The organism is Streptomyces filipinensis (genome assembly GCF_014649495.1).
In the GTDB taxonomy this organism is placed as follows: Bacteria; Actinomycetota; Actinomycetes; order Streptomycetales; family Streptomycetaceae; genus Streptomyces; species Streptomyces filipinensis.
In genome coordinates, this window is sequence record NZ_BMTD01000018.1 from 158,290 (window position 1) to 175,016 (window position 16,727).

16 protein-coding genes and 1 pseudogene are annotated in these 16,727 nt (G+C 70.8%); 8 read left to right on the forward strand and 9 right to left on the reverse strand.

The features are described 5' to 3' along the window. Positions 1–7 precede the first annotated feature (7 nt). Both serB and IE244_RS32365 read right to left on the reverse strand, forming a co-directional pair. Positions 8–1,231 (reverse strand): phosphoserine phosphatase SerB, encoded by a 1,224-nt coding sequence (serB, locus tag IE244_RS32360; protein ID WP_191877135.1) that lies wholly within the window; start codon positions 1,229–1,231, stop codon positions 8–10. Positions 1,232–1,438: 207 nt separating this feature from the next. Beyond that, positions 1,439–1,675 (reverse strand): hypothetical protein, encoded by a 237-nt coding sequence (locus IE244_RS32365; protein WP_191877136.1) that lies wholly within the window; start codon positions 1,673–1,675, stop codon positions 1,439–1,441. A gap of 533 nt (positions 1,676–2,208) precedes the next feature. Here IE244_RS32365 and IE244_RS32370 point away from each other — a divergent pair. Next, positions 2,209–4,755 (forward strand): ABC transporter ATP-binding protein/permease, encoded by a 2,547-nt coding sequence (locus IE244_RS32370; RefSeq protein WP_444545081.1) that lies wholly within the window; start codon positions 2,209–2,211, stop codon positions 4,753–4,755. An 86-nt stretch (positions 4,756–4,841) separates the two neighbouring features. Here IE244_RS32370 and IE244_RS32375 read toward each other — a convergent pair whose 3' ends face one another. The 3 genes from IE244_RS32375 to IE244_RS32385 form a co-directional block, all read right to left on the reverse strand. Next, entirely contained in the window at positions 4,842–5,588 is a 747-nt protein-coding gene (locus IE244_RS32375; RefSeq protein ID WP_191877138.1) for a transglycosylase SLT domain-containing protein, read from the reverse strand. A 298-nt stretch (positions 5,589–5,886) separates the two neighbouring features. Beyond that, positions 5,887–7,005 (reverse strand): S-adenosylmethionine:tRNA ribosyltransferase-isomerase, encoded by a 1,119-nt coding sequence (locus IE244_RS32380; RefSeq protein WP_373305799.1) that lies wholly within the window; start codon positions 7,003–7,005, stop codon positions 5,887–5,889. Continuing rightward, positions 7,002–7,697 (reverse strand): SDR family NAD(P)-dependent oxidoreductase, encoded by a 696-nt coding sequence (locus tag IE244_RS32385; RefSeq protein ID WP_191877139.1) that lies wholly within the window; start codon positions 7,695–7,697, stop codon positions 7,002–7,004. The genes IE244_RS32380 and IE244_RS32385 overlap by 4 nt, the downstream gene beginning before the upstream one ends. Before the next feature lie 228 nt (positions 7,698–7,925). Between IE244_RS32385 and IE244_RS32390 the strand changes: the two genes are divergently transcribed. From IE244_RS32390 to IE244_RS32400, 3 genes are all read left to right on the forward strand, one after another. Continuing rightward, on the forward strand, positions 7,926–9,104 hold the full coding sequence (locus tag IE244_RS32390; protein WP_191877140.1) for a GAF domain-containing sensor histidine kinase: 1,179 nt from the start codon (positions 7,926–7,928) through the stop codon (positions 9,102–9,104). Beyond that, positions 9,097–9,738, forward strand: a complete 642-nt coding sequence (locus IE244_RS32395; RefSeq protein ID WP_191877141.1) for a response regulator — start codon at positions 9,097–9,099, stop codon at positions 9,736–9,738. Before IE244_RS32390 ends, IE244_RS32395 begins: the two co-directional genes overlap by 8 nt. Before the next feature lie 171 nt (positions 9,739–9,909). Beyond that, the gene (locus tag IE244_RS32400; protein ID WP_031173833.1) at positions 9,910–10,155 is read left to right on the forward strand and encodes a chaplin; all 246 of its coding nucleotides are present in this window, start codon (positions 9,910–9,912) and stop codon (positions 10,153–10,155) included. Positions 10,156–10,221: 66 nt separating this feature from the next. Here the strand turns inward: IE244_RS32400 and IE244_RS32405 are convergent, their stop codons facing one another. Further along, on the reverse strand, positions 10,222–11,010 hold the full coding sequence (locus tag IE244_RS32405) for an Rv1486c family protein (protein ID WP_191877142.1): 789 nt from the start codon (positions 11,008–11,010) through the stop codon (positions 10,222–10,224). A gap of 150 nt (positions 11,011–11,160) precedes the next feature. Here IE244_RS32405 and IE244_RS32410 point away from each other — a divergent pair. The 3 genes and pseudogenes from IE244_RS32410 to IE244_RS32420 form a co-directional block, all read left to right on the forward strand. Beyond that, a pseudogene (locus IE244_RS32410) lies at positions 11,161–11,691 on the forward strand (ABC transporter ATP-binding protein); the annotation flags it as partial. A 328-nt stretch (positions 11,692–12,019) separates the two neighbouring features. Then, on the forward strand, positions 12,020–12,451 hold the full coding sequence (locus tag IE244_RS32415) for an NfeD family protein (RefSeq protein WP_191877143.1): 432 nt from the start codon (positions 12,020–12,022) through the stop codon (positions 12,449–12,451). 111 nt (positions 12,452–12,562) lie between these two features. Further along, positions 12,563–13,519: an SPFH domain-containing protein gene (locus IE244_RS32420; protein ID WP_191877144.1), complete on the forward strand. Its 957-nt coding sequence runs from the start codon at positions 12,563–12,565 to the stop codon at positions 13,517–13,519. A gap of 62 nt (positions 13,520–13,581) precedes the next feature. Here the strand turns inward: IE244_RS32420 and IE244_RS32425 are convergent, their stop codons facing one another. From IE244_RS32425 to IE244_RS32435, 3 genes are all read right to left on the reverse strand, one after another. Then, positions 13,582–14,088: an HNH endonuclease gene (locus IE244_RS32425; RefSeq protein ID WP_031173838.1), complete on the reverse strand. Its 507-nt coding sequence runs from the start codon at positions 14,086–14,088 to the stop codon at positions 13,582–13,584. Positions 14,089–14,256: 168 nt separating this feature from the next. Further along, the gene (locus IE244_RS32430; RefSeq protein ID WP_191877145.1) at positions 14,257–14,796 is read right to left on the reverse strand and encodes a YbhB/YbcL family Raf kinase inhibitor-like protein; all 540 of its coding nucleotides are present in this window, start codon (positions 14,794–14,796) and stop codon (positions 14,257–14,259) included. A 45-nt stretch (positions 14,797–14,841) separates the two neighbouring features. After that, the gene (locus IE244_RS32435) at positions 14,842–15,624 is read right to left on the reverse strand and encodes a sporulation protein (protein WP_191877146.1); all 783 of its coding nucleotides are present in this window, start codon (positions 15,622–15,624) and stop codon (positions 14,842–14,844) included. Positions 15,625–15,724: 100 nt separating this feature from the next. On the opposite strand from IE244_RS32435, the gene IE244_RS32440 reads away from it, so the two are divergent. Beyond that, positions 15,725–16,375 (forward strand): DNA-3-methyladenine glycosylase, encoded by a 651-nt coding sequence (locus IE244_RS32440; RefSeq protein WP_191877147.1) that lies wholly within the window; start codon positions 15,725–15,727, stop codon positions 16,373–16,375. Positions 16,376–16,727: the final 352 nt, after the last annotated feature.

Genomic DNA, 16,727 nt, shown 5'->3' on the forward strand with positions numbered 1-16,727 from the left:
GACCGGCTCAGCCCTCGTCGTGCGTGTCGGCCGCCTCGACCTCTTCGCGGGTGACGCCCAGCAGATACAGCACGGTGTCGAGGAAGGGGAAGTTCACCGCCGTGTGCGCCGCTTCGCGGACCACCGGCTTGGCGTTGAAGGCGACCCCCAGACCGGCCGCGTTCAGCATGTCCAGGTCATTGGCGCCGTCACCGATCGCCACCGTCTGTGAGAGCGGCACCCCCGCCTCCGCGGCGAACCGGCGCAGCAGCCGCGCCTTCCCGGCACGGTCCACGATCTCGCCGGTGACCCGTCCGGTGAGCCTGCCGTCGACGATCTCCAGCGTGTTGGCCTGCGCGAAGTCCAGGCCCAAGCGTTCCTTCAGATCGTCCGTGACCTGGGTGAAGCCACCGGAGACGACACCGACCTGGTAGCCGAGCCGCTTCAGCGTGCGGATCAGGGTGCGCGCGCCCGGCGTCAGCCGGACCTCGTTGCGCACCTTCTCCACCACCGAGGCGTCCAGCCCCTCCAGCAGTGCCACGCGCGCGTGCAGCGACTGCTCGAAGTCCAGCTCCCCGCGCATCGCCGCCGCCGTCACCTCGGCGACCTTGTCCTCGCAGCCGGCGTGCGCCGCGAACAGCTCGATGACCTCGTCCTGGATCAGCGTGGAGTCGACGTCCATGACCACCAGGCGCTGAGCGCGCCGGTGCAGCCCCGCCGAGACCACCGCGACATCGACACCCAGTGCCGCCGCGTCGGAGGCCAGGGCCGTGCGCAGCGGCTCGGTCTCCACACCGGAGACGGCGAACTCCACGGCCGTCACCGGGTACTTGGCGAGCCGGAAGATGCGGTCGATGTTGCCGCCGGTCTTCGCGATCCGGGCGGCGATGGCGGCCGTCGACTCGGCGGTCAGCGGATGCCCGAGGACGGTCACCAGGGACCGCCCGAGACCGCGCGGCCGGTTGTCGCCGTGCCCCGAGATGATCTCCGCCTGCATCTTCATCGACTCGGCCCAGCTGTGCACGGTGGCCCTCAGATCGCCCTCCAGGCCGGCCGGCGGCTGGGTGACCAGCGCGCACAGCACCAGGCGGCCCCGGGTGACGACCTGCTCGATGTCGACCACGTCGACCAGGTAGGCGGCCAGGGTGTCGAAGAGGCCGGCCGTGATGCCCGGCCTGTCCTTGCCGAAGATCTTGACAAGGAGAGTGGGGACCTCAGGGGTCTGGGAAGCGGCGGTCTGCGAAGCGCTCATGGTGTCACCACCGTATCCGGCACCCAGTGCCGTCCGCCGCCGAGGTCCGCCTGACGGACACGGAACAATGGATGTCGCGCCGGTGTCAGGGATCTTGCCGCCGGAAGACACCCTGCCCCCCGGCGCACGGCGGCCTCCGGCTCCACCTCGACTGTGCCACGAGACGCCCCGCCCGGCAGCGCCGGAGCGGCACGGGCCCGCCGCGCCTCAGCTGCCGTGCAGGAAGCCGTCCCCGTGAGCGGCGATGTGGGCTTCCAGGGCCGTCAGCGCCTGCTGAGTGGCCTCCGCCGCCCCGGAGCCGCGGCGCTCGGCGTAGTACGCCGCACCGAGCTGCTTCAGCAGATCGTTTCCGGCGCGCTGCTGCTGCAGCTCGTCCACCTTCTGCTTGCCCTGGTTCAGGGCGCTCTGGGCCTGTTCCCTGGCCCGGTCGAGAAAACCCGCCATCACTGCCTCCTATCGCCTAGCGCCATCACTTCCCGCTTCCCGCTCCCGCATACCCACCCCAAGGGCGCGGACGCCGATCGCGTGATCGCGGCCCTGGGCGGCGGCCCGGCCTCCGGGGTCCGCGAGGGCGGCCGGATCCGGGGACGGCCAGGCGGTCGCCATGGGTGGTCAGGGCCCTCCCGCCCACCCCCGGCGGCAGCGCTCGCCGGCCCGCCCGCGCGAGGCGCCCGTGGTCACCGTGCCCGCGCGAGGCGCCCGTGGTCACCGTGCCCGCGTGGGCCAGGAGTTCGTCCGGTGCGGGGACAACTCCGGCCGTGGACACGGGCGTAGGATGTTTGTCCCTCTCGCCGGGATTGCCACTCTCCAGACCGGTTTCCACCGTCGACGCGCCGAGTTGGAGCGTGCGCCGGCGCTCGTGACAAGGCCCGGGTTTCGGTCAGCGGCCCGAGCCTGAAATAGTTCCCCACGATGTTCGACATCCCTAGACTCCCTGCGACGGGGGTAACTCGGGGGACAACTCAGTGGGGCATGGAGTGCCGGAACTCGTACTGGAAACAAACGGACGGACCTGGACGTTGGACCCGTCCAGGCCCTATACCCTCGGACGCGATCCGCAGGGCGACATCGTCTTCGACGACGCCAGGGTCTCCTGGCAGCACGCCACGGTCAGCTTCAACGGCCGCAGTTGGGTCATCGAGGACCATGGCAGCACCAACGGCACGTTCGTGCAGGGCCAGCGGATCCAGCAGATGGAGGTCGGGCCGGGAGCGTCGCTGCACCTCGGCAACGCGACCGACGGACCGCGGCTGAACCTGTCCGGAGCCGCCGTCGGCGAGCAGCAGTCGGCGCCGTACGCCGCGCAGGGTGCCGGCGCGCCGGGCTGGGCCCAGCCGGCTCCGCAGCAGGCCGCCGCGCAGCCGCAGGCCCCGCAGCAGGCCGTACCGCCGCAGGCCGGCTGGCAACAGCAGCCGCCCGCGTTCCCGCAGCAGGCGGGGCCCGCCGACCAGTACGCGCAGAAGGCGCCCGGTGGTGGCGCGGGGGCGCCGCCGGTCCACGGCGACCGCAGTCCGACCACGTTCCACCAGTTCTCGCTCGACCGCGTGATGCGCATCGGCCGTGCCCTGGAGAACGACCTGGTCGTCTCCGACCTGCAGGTCTCCCGGAACCACGCCGAGTTCCACGCCACGCCCGACGGTCGTCTGGAGATCCGAGACCTCGGTTCGCACAACGGCACCTACGTCAACGGCCAGCCGATCCCCAAGGGCGGCTCGGTACAGCTCGGCCCGGCCGACATCGTCGGCGTCGGCCACTCCACCTTCCGGATCGTCGGCGACCGCCTCGAGGAGTTCGTCGACACCGGTGAGGTCTCCTTCTCCGCGCGCCATCTGACCGTCACGGTCGACGGCGGCAAGCAGATCCTGAGGGACGTCTCCTTCGGTGTCCCGGAGAAGTCGCTGATCGCGGTCATCGGCCCGTCCGGTTCCGGCAAGTCGACCCTGCTGAAGGCGCTCACCGGCTACCGGCCCGCCAACCAGGGCGAGGTGCTGTACGACAACCGGAACCTGTACAAGCAGTTCGCCGAGCTGCGCCAGCGCATCGGTCTGGTCCCGCAGGACGACATCCTGCACAAGGAGCTGACCGTCAAGAAGGCCCTGAAGTACGCGGCCAAGCTGCGCTTCCCGGCGGACACCACCGGGGCCGAGCGCGACGCCCGCATCGACGAGGTGCTGCGCGAACTCAAGCTCGACATCCACAAGGACAAGAAGGTCACCTCCCTGTCCGGCGGTCAGCGCAAGCGTGTCTCGGTGGCCCTGGAGCTGCTCACCAAGCCGTCGCTGATCTTCCTGGACGAGCCGACCTCGGGCCTCGACCCGGGCATGGACCGCGATGTGATGCAGCTGCTGCGCGGCCTCGCCGACGACGGCCGCACGGTGCTGGTGGTCACCCACTCGGTGGCCGAGCTGGCGCTGTGCGACAAGCTGCTGGTGATGGCGCCGGGCGGGGCGGTCGCCTACTTCGGCCCGCCGGAGGAGGCGCTGAACTTCTTCGGCTACGACAGCTGGGCCGATGTCTTCTCCGCCTTCGAGAACTACCGCGACTACGACTGGGCGGGCCGCTGGAAGGGCTCGCAGCACTACCAGCTGTACGCCGCGGACGTCGACTCGGTCGCCCCGCAGGCCGTCCAGATGCCGCCGATGCAGGCGATCAGGCCGCCCAAGCCGCAGGGCTGGTTCTCCCAGTTCGTCACCCTGGTGCGGCGCTATGCGTCGGTCATCGTCTCCGACCGCGGCTTCCTGGCCCTGATGGTGGTGCTGCCGGCCGTCCTCGGCTCCGTCAGCCTGCTCATCCGCCCCGACCACGGGCTGCTGCCCAACGGTGCCAATCCGCAGACCGGGCAGATCGTGCCCAACGGCACGGCCACCACCGTGCTGCTGATCCTCGCCGTCGGCGCCTGCTTCGCCGGTGCCGCCAACTCCGTCCGCGAGCTGATCAAGGAACGGGTGATCTACGAGCGGGAGCGCGCGACCGGCCTGTCCCGGTCGGCGTACCTGATGTCGAAGGTGTTCGTGCTCGGCGTGATCACCGTCCTGCAGGGACTGCTGGTCGGTGTCATCGGCTTCGCCAAGCGTGACATCCCGGACCAGGGCCTCATCCTCGGCAACGCCACGCTGCTGGAACTGTGCCTGCCGATCATGGCGCTCGGCTTCACCGCGATGATGTTCGGCCTGATCATCTCCTCGCTGGTGAAGACCGCCGAGAAGACCATGCCGCTGCTGGTCATGTTCGCGATCATCCAGGTCGTCTTCACCGGCTGCCTGTTCGCCCTGCACGGCACGGTCGGTGTCAACGAGTTCTCGTACCTGATGCCGTCCCGCTGGGCGGTCGCCGCGGCCGGCGCCACGCTGGACTTCAACCGGATCAGCCCGCCGGAGACCGCCGGCGACAACGACCCGCTGTGGAACCACGCGGTGGGCGCCTGGACCGCGGACATGGTCGCGCTGATCGTGCTCGGCGTGGTCTGCGGCTTCTTCGTGGCCCGCTTCCTGCGCCGCCACGAGCCGGAGGTCATGCGCAAGTAGCGGCGCCCGCACCACGCGAAGGGCGGCACCCCGCATCGGGGGTGCCGCCCTTCGGCGTCATGTCGCAGAGGTCCCGCGCCAGGGCCTCAGTACGCGCTGTTGACGTTGTCGATCGAGCCGTACCGGTGGGCCGCGTAGTTGGCGGCGGCGGTGATGTTGGCGACCGGGTCGTAGATGTTCGAGGACGTGCCGGGCACGTGGAAGGTGTTGAAGGTGGGCTGGATCACCTGCAGCAGCCCCTTGGAGGGGATGCCGTTGATGGCGTTGATGTCCCAGTTGTTGATCGCCATCGGGTTGCCCGAGGACTCACGCATGATGTTGCGGTGCAGGCCGCTGTAGGAGCCCGGGATGTTGTGCTGCTTCATGATGTCCAGCGCCTGCCGGATCCAGCCGTCGAGGTTGTTCGCGTAGGTCTTCGCGGCCACCGGCTGCATGGCGATGCGCTGCGCGGAGCGGCTCGCGGCCGCCTTGGCGGCACGGTCCTGCGCGGCCTTCTTCACGGCGGCGTCGAGGGCGGCCTTCTTCGCCGCGGCCTCGGCGCGCTGCTTGGCGGCGGCCTCGTCGGCGGCCTTCTTCTGCGCGGCGAACGTGTCGAGCTTGACCGTCTCGGTGGCGAGCTGGTCGGTGACCGTGCCCTTGACGTTCTTCAGCGTGGTGTGGGCGGCGACCTGGGCGGTCGTCGCCGGGGCGCCGGTGGTGACGGTGTCCGCGTGGCCGGGGACGGCCGAGAGCGCGATGGCGGCGGTGCCGAGAGCGGCGACACCGGCGACGGCGATCTTGTGCTGCTTGGTCAGGGCGCGACTATAAGCACGGTTGAGGATGTTCTTGGGCATGGCTGATGGACCTCTTCGATAGCGCGGAGGTCGCTCCTGCGTCCGCCGGGGGAATCGGCTCCTCCCACACGAACGCCGCGGGCTGGTAGCCGCGGCGCTGAGCGACGGAAGCAATTCTTAGCGGGCGCAAAATGCCCAGGCAAAGGTGTGACGTACGATGCCCGATAGTGGATCAGGGAAGGGCAAAACGGGACAGATTGGACCGTCTGTCCCGTTCACCCCGCGACGTTTATCTCCTATGTCCGTTCGTACGTGATGTGGGCCCTATGCGCGGGCTCACATCGGAGACGTAACAGTCTCACCATGGGTTGCCGTCGCAACGCACTGCGTGAGCACTCTCGTCCGGGAGGATGAGATGGACGTCGCCGAACTCGTGCCACAGGTAGCGCCCCCGCAGCGCCTCGTCGTAGGCACGGCCGACCGCCGCCCGCCCCGCGACCGCCTCCAGCATCAGCAGATGGGAGGCCTCCGGCTCGTGCAGTCCGGTCAGCAGCCCGTCCACCACCCGCACCCCGCGCTCCGGCGTCACCACCAGGTCCGTCCACCCCCCGGCCGCCCGCACCACCCCGTCCGGCCCGGCCGCCGACTCCACCGCCCGTACGGCCGTCGTACCGACCGCGATCACTCTTCCCTCGGCCGCTTTCGCGGCGTTGATCAGCCGTGCCGACGCCGCCGGCACCGCGAACCGCTCCGGGTACGGCGGCTCGTGCGCCTCCGCCGACGCCACCCCCGTGTGCAGCGTGACCGGCGCGAACTGCACACCCCGGCTCACCAGCTCCGCCACCAGGCGCGCGGTGAACGGCCGAGCCGCACTCGGCATCTCCGCACTGCCCGACCCGTCCGGCGCCGGCAGCGCGAACACCGTCTGGTACGCCGACAGCGGCTGGTCCCGCTCCGTATAGGAGTAGCGAATGGGCCGCCCCCAGGCCCGCAGCATGCCAAGGACGTCCCCGGCCGGCCGGGCCCACCACAGCCGCTCCCCGCCCGGGCTCAGCGGCTCCTCCAGCACCAGCCGCCCCGCCCCTGGCAGCTCCACCTCCGTACCCGCACGCGTACCCGCACGCGCGCGGGTGGTGCCCTGCCCGTCCGGCTCCCGCACCTCCACCGCCCATCGGCCGTCGTCCCCGCCTGTGGAGAAATGCACCACCACCCGCGCGTGCCCGATCCGCCCGTCCACCGCCGCCGCGAGCGTCGGCGAGGTGTTCACCACCAGCAGGTCCCCGGCCCGCAGCAGCAGCGGCAGCTCCCGGAAGGCGTGATGCGTCACCTGCGCCCCACGCGACACCAGCAGCCGTACGGCGTCCCGGTCCAGCCCCGGACCGCGCTGCTCGACGGGCACACGCGCGGACAGCCCCTCCGGTGGCCCTGCCGGCTCCCGGCTCCGCCCGGGCGGGGTCACCCCCGTCCGGGCCCTCACCGCTGCTCCAGCAACGCCGGCGCCGCGTACCGCCCACTGGCCGGCCGCTCGTCCAGCAACCGCAGGAACGCCGGCGCGACCGCGGCGGGCTCCGGACGCGGATCCGTGTCGTCGGGTACGGCCGCCGCGTACAGGTCCGTCGCCATGTCCCCGGGATCCACCGCCCACACCCGCAGGCCCGGCTCCTCCACGCCCAGCACCGCCGCGAGCTGGTCCAGGGCCGCCTTCGAGGCGCCGTAGCCGCCCCATGTCCCGTACGCCTCGGCCGCCGCGTCCGAGCTCACCGCGACCACCGCCCCCGCCGGTGACCGGCGCAGCAGCGGCAACGCCTCACGGACCAGGCCCAGCGCGGCCACCACGTTCACCTCCAGCGCCCGCCGCAACCCCTCCAGGGGCAGCTCGGCCAGCCGCACCAGCGGCTCGGCGCCCAGCGCGCTCGCGTTGCTCACCAGCAGATCGACGCCGCCCAGCCGGCGCGCGGCCGCCACCAGCGCGGCCCGGTGCCCGGCGTCCGTCACATCCCCCGGCAGTGCCTCCACGCGCGTGCCGTGCCCGGACGCGCTCTCCGCCGCCTCCTTGAGGGCTTCGGCCCCCCGGGCGTCCAGCACCAGATCCCAGCCCCGCACGGCCAGCGCCTCGGCGAGCGCCCGCCCCAGCCCCTTGGAGGCCCCCGTGATGATCGCTACCGGCATGCCTACCGTCCCCTCGTCGCCGACCGCCCCCAGCGGGCGGTGACGCCACCGTAGGAACGGCACCGCCCCCGCCGCCTCGGACGCGAGCCGCACATCCGAGGAGCCCTTCGGCGTACACCGCACGGCCGGGGCCCCGGGACCCGGGCCCGCGGCCCTAGGTCCAGCGGACCAGGCCGGACCGCCACCGGTCCGATCCGCGCTGTCACACCCCGCCGGTACCGTGAGGACATGAGTCAAGGCCCCCGGTCCGGCCTCGCCGCGGTCAGTGCCGCGCTGCTGGCCATGAGCAGGCATCTGGAGGTGCGCGACGTCCTCAAGACGATCGTCGCCTCCGCCCGCGACCTCCTCGACGCGCAGTACGCCGCCCTGGGCGTCCCCGACGACCACGGCGGCTTCGCCCAGTTCGTCGTCGACGGCGTCAGCGACGCCCAGTGGAAGGCCATCGGGCCACTGCCCCGCCAGCACGGCGTCCTCGCCGCGATGCTGCACGAGGCGAAGGCCGAGCGCCTCGCCGACGTGCGCAAGGACCCCCGCTTCGAGGGCTGGCCTGACGCGCACCCGGACCTGGTCGACTTCCTCGGCCTGCCCATCCGCGACGGCGACGAGGTCATCGGAGCCCTCTTCCTGGCCAACAAGCTGCGCCCCGATGGGGGACACCGCCCAGACGCCCCGTGCCCCCGGCAGGACGGCAGCTGCGGTTTCACCGAAGAGGACCAGGAACTGCTCGCCATCCTCGCCCAGCACGCCGCCATCGCCCTCACCAACGCCCGCCTGTACGAGCGCAGCCGCGAGCTGACCATCGCCGAGGAACGCTCCCGCCTCGCCCACGAACTGCACGACGCGGTCAGCCAGAAGCTCTTCTCGCTGCGCCTGACCGCCCAGGCCGCGACGGCCCTCGTCGACCGCGACCCCGCCCGGGCCAAGGGCGAGCTGCACCAGGTCGCCGCGCTCGCCGCCGAGGCGGCCGACGAACTGCGCGCCGCCGTCGTCGAGCTGCGCCCCGCCGCCCTGGACGAGGACGGCCTGATCGCCACCCTGCGCACCCAGACCCAGGTCCTCGACCGCGCCCACACCGCGCGCGTGACCTTCACCAGCAACGGCTTCCGCGCCCTGCCGGCCGTCCAGGAGGAGGCCCTGCTCAGGGTCGCCCAGGAGGCCCTGCACAACGCCCTGCGCCACTCCGGCGCCGAACACGTCGACGTGAGCGTGGAACGGCGCGGCTGCGGAGCCGTGCTGCGCGTCACCGACGACGGCGACGGCTTCGACCCCAAGGCGGTCCGCCGCGCCGGACGCCACCTGGGTCTGGTCTCCATGCGGGACCGGGCGAGCGGGGCGGGCGGCGCGCTGAGCGTGGAGTCGGCGCCCGGCAAGGGCACCACGATCGAGATGGAGGTCCCCGGTGGCTGACGCAATCAAGGTGCTGCTCGTCGACGACCACCAGGTCGTCCGCCGGGGCCTGCGCACCTTCCTGGAGGTGCAGGACGACATCGAGGTCGTCGGGGAGGCCGCCGAAGGCGCCGAGGGCGTCGCCCGCGCCGAGGAACTACGGCCCGACGTCGTCCTCATGGACGTCAAGATGCCGGGCATGGACGGCATCGACGCCCTGCGCAGGCTCCGTGAACTCGACAACCCCGCGCGCGTGCTGATCGTCACCAGCTTCACCGAGCAGCGCACGGTCGTCCCGGCGCTGCGCGCGGGCGCCGCCGGATACGTCTACAAGGACGTGGACCCCGACGCCCTCGCCGGCGCCATCCGTTCCGTGCACGCCGGGCACATCCTGCTGCAGCCGGAGGTCGCCGGTGTCCTGCTCTCCCAGGAGGAGACCAACTCCGGCCAGGGGAGAGGGAGTTCACTCACCGAGCGGGAGCGCGAGGTGCTCGGTCTGATAGCCGACGGCCGTTCCAACCGGGAGATCGCCCGCGCTCTGGTGCTGTCCGAGAAGACCGTCAAGACACATGTCTCCAACATCCTCATGAAACTCGACCTCGCCGACCGCACGCAGGCCGCCCTGTGGGCCGTTCGCCATGGCGTGACCGGCTGAAACGCCCTTGCCAAGGCATCACCGAGGGCAACCCGAGGGGTCAGGCTATGGACTGAGATTCATACCGTCGTGGGAATGTCCCCCGGACGGCGCAACCAGCGGCGATCTCCGCCGTTCTCCAGTGCGTGCCGCGGCGAACCGCCGCGGTGAACGTCTAGGAGGGGTTGGAAAGTGAAGAACCTGAAGAAGGCCGCGGCTGTGACGATGGTGGCCGGTGGCCTGGTGGCCGCTGGGGCGGGAATGGCCTCCGCCACCACCGGCGCCCACGCCTGCGGCGACGCCCAGGGCTCCCCGGGTGTCATCTCGGGCAACGTCATCCAGGCCCCGGTGCACATCCCGGTGAACGCCTCCGGCAACAGCGTGAGCGTGATCGGCGTGCTGAACCCGGCCTTCGGCAACATCGCCACCAACAACTGAGGTCCGGCCCAGCGACCACAGGCCTCCCGTGTGCACCGGGGGGCCTGTCGGCTTTCCGCCGGCCGCCTACCGCACCCCCCGCTCCCGCTCCTCCACGATGGAGTTGTACGCCGCGACCTGCGCCCGCCGGGCCGTCCGCTCCACGGGCCGCAGCGCCTCGGACCGGGCAGCCATCTCCGCGGAGGTGACCGCCGCCCCGTGTCCCCTGCCGTGGGCGAGGGACACCAGCAGCCCCACCCGCTGCGCCAGCTCCAGCACCCGCATCGCCCGCGGCGGATACCCGGGGGCCAGCACCTCCCGCCCCCGCTCCGACCGCGCCCGGTACGCGTCGATCGCCGCCTCCGCCACCGGTCCCGACCCGGCGACGTCCAGCTTCGACAGCACCTCGGTGGCCTCCCGCAGCGCCTCCGCGAGCTCCCGCTCGGCCTCGCCCAGCGACGGCACATCCGCGGGCGGTGCCTCCCTCACCGGCAGCACCTGCCAGACCACCTCGGCATGCACATCACCGGCGGGTCCGGCCTCGTGCACCTGGGGGACCAGACCGAACGCGGCGCCGAAGCACACCACCGCCTCCTCGGCCTCCAGCGCCCGCGCATTGAACTCCGGCGGTCCGCTCAGCCCCAGCGGATGCCCCGGCGTCGGCAGCGCGACCCGCAGTCCGGTCGTCCCCAGCGCGCGCAGCCGCCCCAGCGCGAGCGTGAGCCCCACCTGCGCGGATTCCCCGGGCAGCCCCTCTACCCGGTGCACGGTGTCCTCGCCCACAATGGCGAGCGCGGCGTCATCCGGAGAGACAAGTCCGGCCAAAAGGGCATTTCCCCAAGCGGCAAGGCGTCCTGAACGCGGTTCCGAGAGCATGCCCCCACCCTAAGGACAGGACCGATGGAATGGAGCCGGGCACTCGTGGCGTAGATTTCATAAGGGCTGCGCCCACCGGCGCGGCGGACCGAGCCACAGGCGTACGCGACAGCCGAGACCGGCCACACTGCAAGGGGAGACAACGCGCTCATGAGCGATGTTCTGGAGCTTCAGGACGTATCCGTGGTCCGCGAGGGCCGGGCTCTGGTGGACCAGGTCTCCTGGTCGGTCAAGGAGGGCGAGCGCTGGGTCATCCTCGGCCCCAACGGCGCCGGCAAGACCACCCTCCTCAACGTCGCCTCCAGCTACCTCTTCCCCAGCAAGGGCACCGCCACCGTCCTCGGCGAGACCCTCGGCAAGCCCGGCACCGACGTCTTCGAGCTGCGCCCCCGCATCGGCATGGCCGGCATCGCCCTCGCCGAGAAGCTCCCCAAGCGCCAGACCGTCCTGCAGACCGTCCTCACCGCCGCCTACGGCATGACCGCCGGCTGGCAGGAGGAGTACGAGGACGTCGACGAGCAGCGCGCCCGCGCCTTCCTCGACCGCCTCGGCATGAGCGACTACCTCGACCGGAAGTTCGGCACACTCTCCGAGGGCGAGCGCAAGCGCACCCTGATCGCCCGCGCCCTGATGACCGACCCCGAGCTGCTGCTCCTCGACGAACCCGCCGCCGGTCTCGACCTCGGCGGCCGCGAGGACCTCGTCCGCCGCCTCGGCCGGCTCGCCCGCGACCCCATCGCCCCCTCGATGATCATGGTCACGCACCACGTCGAGGAGATCGCCCCCGGCTTCACCCACGTTCTGATGATCCGCCAGGGCAAGGTCCTCGCCGCCGGCCCGATCGAGCTGGAGCTGAGCTCCCGCAACCTCTCCCTCTGCTTCGGCCTGCCGCTCGTCGTCGAGCAGGTCGGCGACCGCTGGACCGCCCAGGGCCTGCCGCTGTCCTGACCCTGCCCGCGCCCCGGTTCGCGCCCTGTCCGCCGCCCGGCCCCGGCCCTACCATGACCATGTGAACGACATCGACGCATGGGTGTGGTGGCTCGTCGGCGCGGCGGCGCTCGGAATCCCGCTCGTCGTCACCGCCATGCCGGAGTTCGGCATGCTCGCGGCGGGAGCCGTCTCGGCCGCCGCCGTCGCGGGGCTCGGCTTCGGCGCCGTCATCCAGGTCCTCACGTTCGTCGTCGTCTCCGTCGCGCTCATCGCCGTCGTCCGCCCCATCGCGGCCCGCCACGGCAGACAGCGCCCCCAACTCGTCACCGGCATCGACGCCTTGAAGGGCAGACAAGCGGTCGTCCTGGAACGCGTCGACGGCGCCGGCGGCCGCATCAAGCTCGCCGGAGAGGTCTGGTCGGCCCGCTCCCTCGACACCGGCCGTGCCTACGAAGTCGGCCAGGAGGTGGACGTCGTGGACATCGAAGGGGCCACCGCCATCGTCATCTGAGGCATCCGGCCCACGAGTTGGGCGACGGTCTGTCAGACTCGACCAGCAAGATCTTCAACAACCAGCGGGATCTGCCGAGGTGCCGAGGCGGAGAGGGGTACGGGGAACACGATGGAACCGGTCATCATCGTCCTGATCATTCTGGTGGTGTTGGTCTTCATCGCCCTGATCAAGACCATCCAGGTCATCCCACAGGCCAGCGCCGCCATCGTCGAGCGCTTCGGCCGCTACACACGCACCCTGAACGCGGGCCTGAACATCGTGGTCCCGTTCATCGACACCATCCGCAACCGCATCGACCTGCGCGAACAGGTCGTCCCCTTCCCGCCGCAGCCGGTGATCACCCAGGACAACCTGGTGGTGAACATCGACACGGTCATCTACTACCAGGTGACGGACGCCCGCGCGGCCACCTACGAGGTCGCCAGCTACATCCAGGCCATCGAGCAGCTGACGGTCACCACACTCCGCAACATCATCGGCGGCATGGACCTCGAACGCACCCTGACCTCCCGCGAGGAGATCAACGCCGCCCTGCGCGGCGTCCTCGACGAGGCCACGGGCAAGTGGGGCATCCGCGTCAACCGCGTGGAACTCAAGGCCATCGAACCGCCCACCTCCATCCAGGACTCGATGGAGAAGCAGATGCGCGCCGACCGTGACAAGCGCGCCGCGATCCTCACCGCCGAAGGCACGCGCCAGGCCGCCATCCTCACCGCCGAGGGCGAGAAGCAGTCCCAGATCCTGCGCGCCGAAGGTGAGGCCAAGGCCGCCGCCCTGCGCGCCGAGGGCGAAGCCCAGGCGGTCCGTACGGTCTTCGAAGCCATCCACGCCGGCGACCCCGACCAGAAGCTCCTGTCCTACCAGTACCTCCAGATGCTCCCGAAGATCGCCGAGGGCGACGCCAACAAGCTCTGGATCGTCCCCAGCGAAATCGGCGACGCCCTCAAGGGCCTCTCCGGCGCCATGGGCAACTTCGGCTCTCTGGGCGGCGGTTCAGGCGGCAACGGCTCGTCGGGCAACGCCAGCAACGGCACCGAGCGCCGCGAGAAACCCCAGATCGACTGACAGCCCCGGACACGCGCAGAGGGCTCACCTTCCCCGGAAGGTGAGCCCTCTGCGCGTACGAGCTAAGCGGCGGCCTGCGACAGCCACTCCGGAAGCGCCTCGAACTCCTCGGCCCCCAGGGCCAGCAACATCGCGTCCTGCGGTGTCGGCTCGAACGGCTGCCGGAGCAACGGCATACCCGCCTGCTCCGGAGTCCGGTCCGCCTTCCGGTGATTGTCCTCCGCGCACGACGCCACCGTGTTCAGCCACGAGTCGGCCCCACCCTGCGCCCGCGGCACCACATGGTCCACCGTCGTGGCCCGGTGCCCGCAGTACGCGCACCGGTGCCGGTCCCGGACCAGCACACCCCGCCTCGACCACGGCGCTTGTCTTCGGAACGGCACCCGTACGTATCTGCACAGCCTGATCACCCGGGGCGCGGGTATGTCCACATCGGCACCGCGCATGCGCAGTTCGGGATGGGCCTGCTCGACGACGGCCTTGTCCTGCAGCACCAGAACGACGGCTCGATTCAGCGTCACCGTCGACAGCGGCTCGAAGCTCGCGTTCAGCACCAGCGTGTCCCGCATCCAGCCCACCTCCCGTGTGCACCTGCCCACCCCCCGGCGGGCACGGATCAACTCTGGACGGGCGCGCCGAGATGGACAACGCAATAAAAAATGCCCGCCTCCGATCACTTCCAAGACCGGAGGCGGGCAAACGTTCCATGAACGCTCGGCTGAATCGCGACGCCGCGCTCAGCCCTTCTGGGGGTTCTCGTACTCACCGATGAGCTGCGCACGCGCGATCGCGTGGAACCGCAGGTTGAAGCCGACCACGGCCGGCGACGCGTCCGCGTCCGGCCCCAGCTTCTCCTGGTCCACCGCGTACACCGTGAAGACGTACCGGTGCGGTCCGTCCCCGGGCGGCGGCGCGGCACCGCCGAAGTCCCGGGTCCCGTAGTCGTTGCGCGCGTGCACGGCACCCTCGGGCAGCCCCTCGAACTTGCCGCTGCCCGCGCCGGCCGGCAGCTCCGTCACGGAGGCCGGGATGTCGAACAGGACCCAGTGCCAGAACCCGCTGCCCGTCGGCGCGTCCGGGTCGTAGCAGGTCACGGCGAAACTCTTGGTCTCCGGCGGGAACCCCTCCCACCTCAGCTGCGGCGAGGTGTTGCCCTCCGCATGGACCTGGGCGCTCTTGAGCGTCGCCCCCTCCTCGATGTCCGCGCTCGTCACCGTGAACGACGGCACGGGCGGATGGAAGGCGTGGGGGAGCGGCCGCCGCTTGAGCTCGGTCACCTCGGTACCTCCTGATCGATGATCTGGAACCAGCAGGTCCCGAGCCTAGAACCAGTTGCGCTTGCTGCCGACCTCGGACAGCCACTGGTTGAGATAAGCCGCCCAGTCGGTCCCCTGCCAGTCGTTCAGTCCGACCTGGAAGGACCGGTAGGTGTCCGAGCCCTCGCTGAACAGGCCCGGCTTCTTGTCCATCTCCAGCACGACGTCCATCGCGTACTCGTCGGCCACGAAGCTCAGCTCGACCTGGTTCAGCCCCCGGTACTGCGACGGCGGGTAGAACTCGATCTCCTGGTAGAACGGCAGCGTCTGCCGCGTACCCCGGATGTGCCCGCGCTCCATGTCCGCGTTCTTGAAGCGGAAGCCCAGCTGGATGAACGCGTCCAGGATCGCCTTCTGCGCCGGCAGCGGGTGCACGTTGATGGGGTCCAGGTCGCCGGAGTCCACGGCCCGGGCGATCGCCAGCTCGGTCGTCACCCCGATGTGCATCCCGCGCAGCGCTTGGCCGTCGATCATCGTGACCGGCGTCTCCCAGGGGATCTCAAGCCCGAACGGCACCGCGTGCACGGCCCCCGCCTGCAGCTCGAAGGCACCCCCGAGCCGCACCCTGGTGAACTCGATGTCCTGCTTGTACTCCTGGTCGCCGCTCTCCACCTCGACCTTGGCCTGCAGGCCGACGGACAGCCCCTCGATGTCCTGGTTCACGGACCCGCCCTGGATCCGCACCTCGCCCTGGACCACACCACCCGGCACGACGTTGACCTCGGTCAGCACCGTCTCGACCGACGCCCCACCGGCCCCGAGGCTCGCGAGCAGCTTCTTGAACGCCATTGACTCTCCCTTTACGAAGGACCCTCGACCCCTACAAACGCGATCCGCCCCCGACCGGTTCCGCCGACGGGCCGTCCCCTCTGCACTACCCTCGGAGGGCATGATCGCGCCCCCGGACCGTACGCCACTGCCCAGAGAGTTCTTCGACCGCCCGGTCCTGGAGGTGGCACCGGACCTCGTCGGCCGCATCCTGGTCCGTACGACCCCCGACGGCCCGATCGCCGTCCGCCTCACGGAGGTCGAGGCGTACGACGGCCCGAACGACCCCGGCTCCCACGCGTACCGCGGCCGCACCGCCCGCAACGCGGTGATGTTCGGCCCGCCCGGGCATGTGTACGTCTACTTCACCTACGGCATGTGGCACTGCATGAACCTCGTCTGCGGCCCCGAGGGCCGGGCGAGCGCCGTCCTGCTGCGCGCGGGCGAGGTCGTCGAGGGCATCGAGCTGGCCCGCAAACGGCGAGTTTCGGCCCGCAATGACAAGGAACTGGCCAAGGGCCCGGCTCGCCTGGCGACAGCCCTGGAAGTCGACCGCGCCCTGGACGGCACGGACGCGTGCGCCGGCGGCGACACCCCGCTGAAGATGCTGACCGGTACACCGGTGGCCCCTGACCAGGTACGGAGCGGCCCCCGCACCGGAGTCGCCGGCGAAGGCGGGAACGGCGACGTGCACCCCTGGCGTTACTGGCTCGCGGGCGACCCGACGGTGAGCCCCTATCGGGCCCATGTGCCGAGGCGCCGCCGAAGTTGACGCGCTTGCCCAAGGTGCGTAATGTATCCCGAGCCGCTGAACCGGGTACGGCGATCGCCTGCAGCCGGAGCGGCCACTCCACTACCTAGCTACAACCCCTCAGCGGGGTCGTTTCTGGCGCGCCCGCGCGCTCGAATTCGAACTCGCGAGACTCGATTATGAGTCGCCGAGAGAATGAGCTAACGTAGTGAATGTCGAAAGGGCGGGCGGCGAAAGCCGAAAGCCCCGGAGACATCCCGCCGACAGGGAATCGGATCGAGAAAAGATCTGATAGAGTCGGAAACACCGAAGGGAAGCCCGGAGGAAAGCCCGAGAGGGTGAGTACAAAGGAAGCGACCGTTCCTTGAGAACT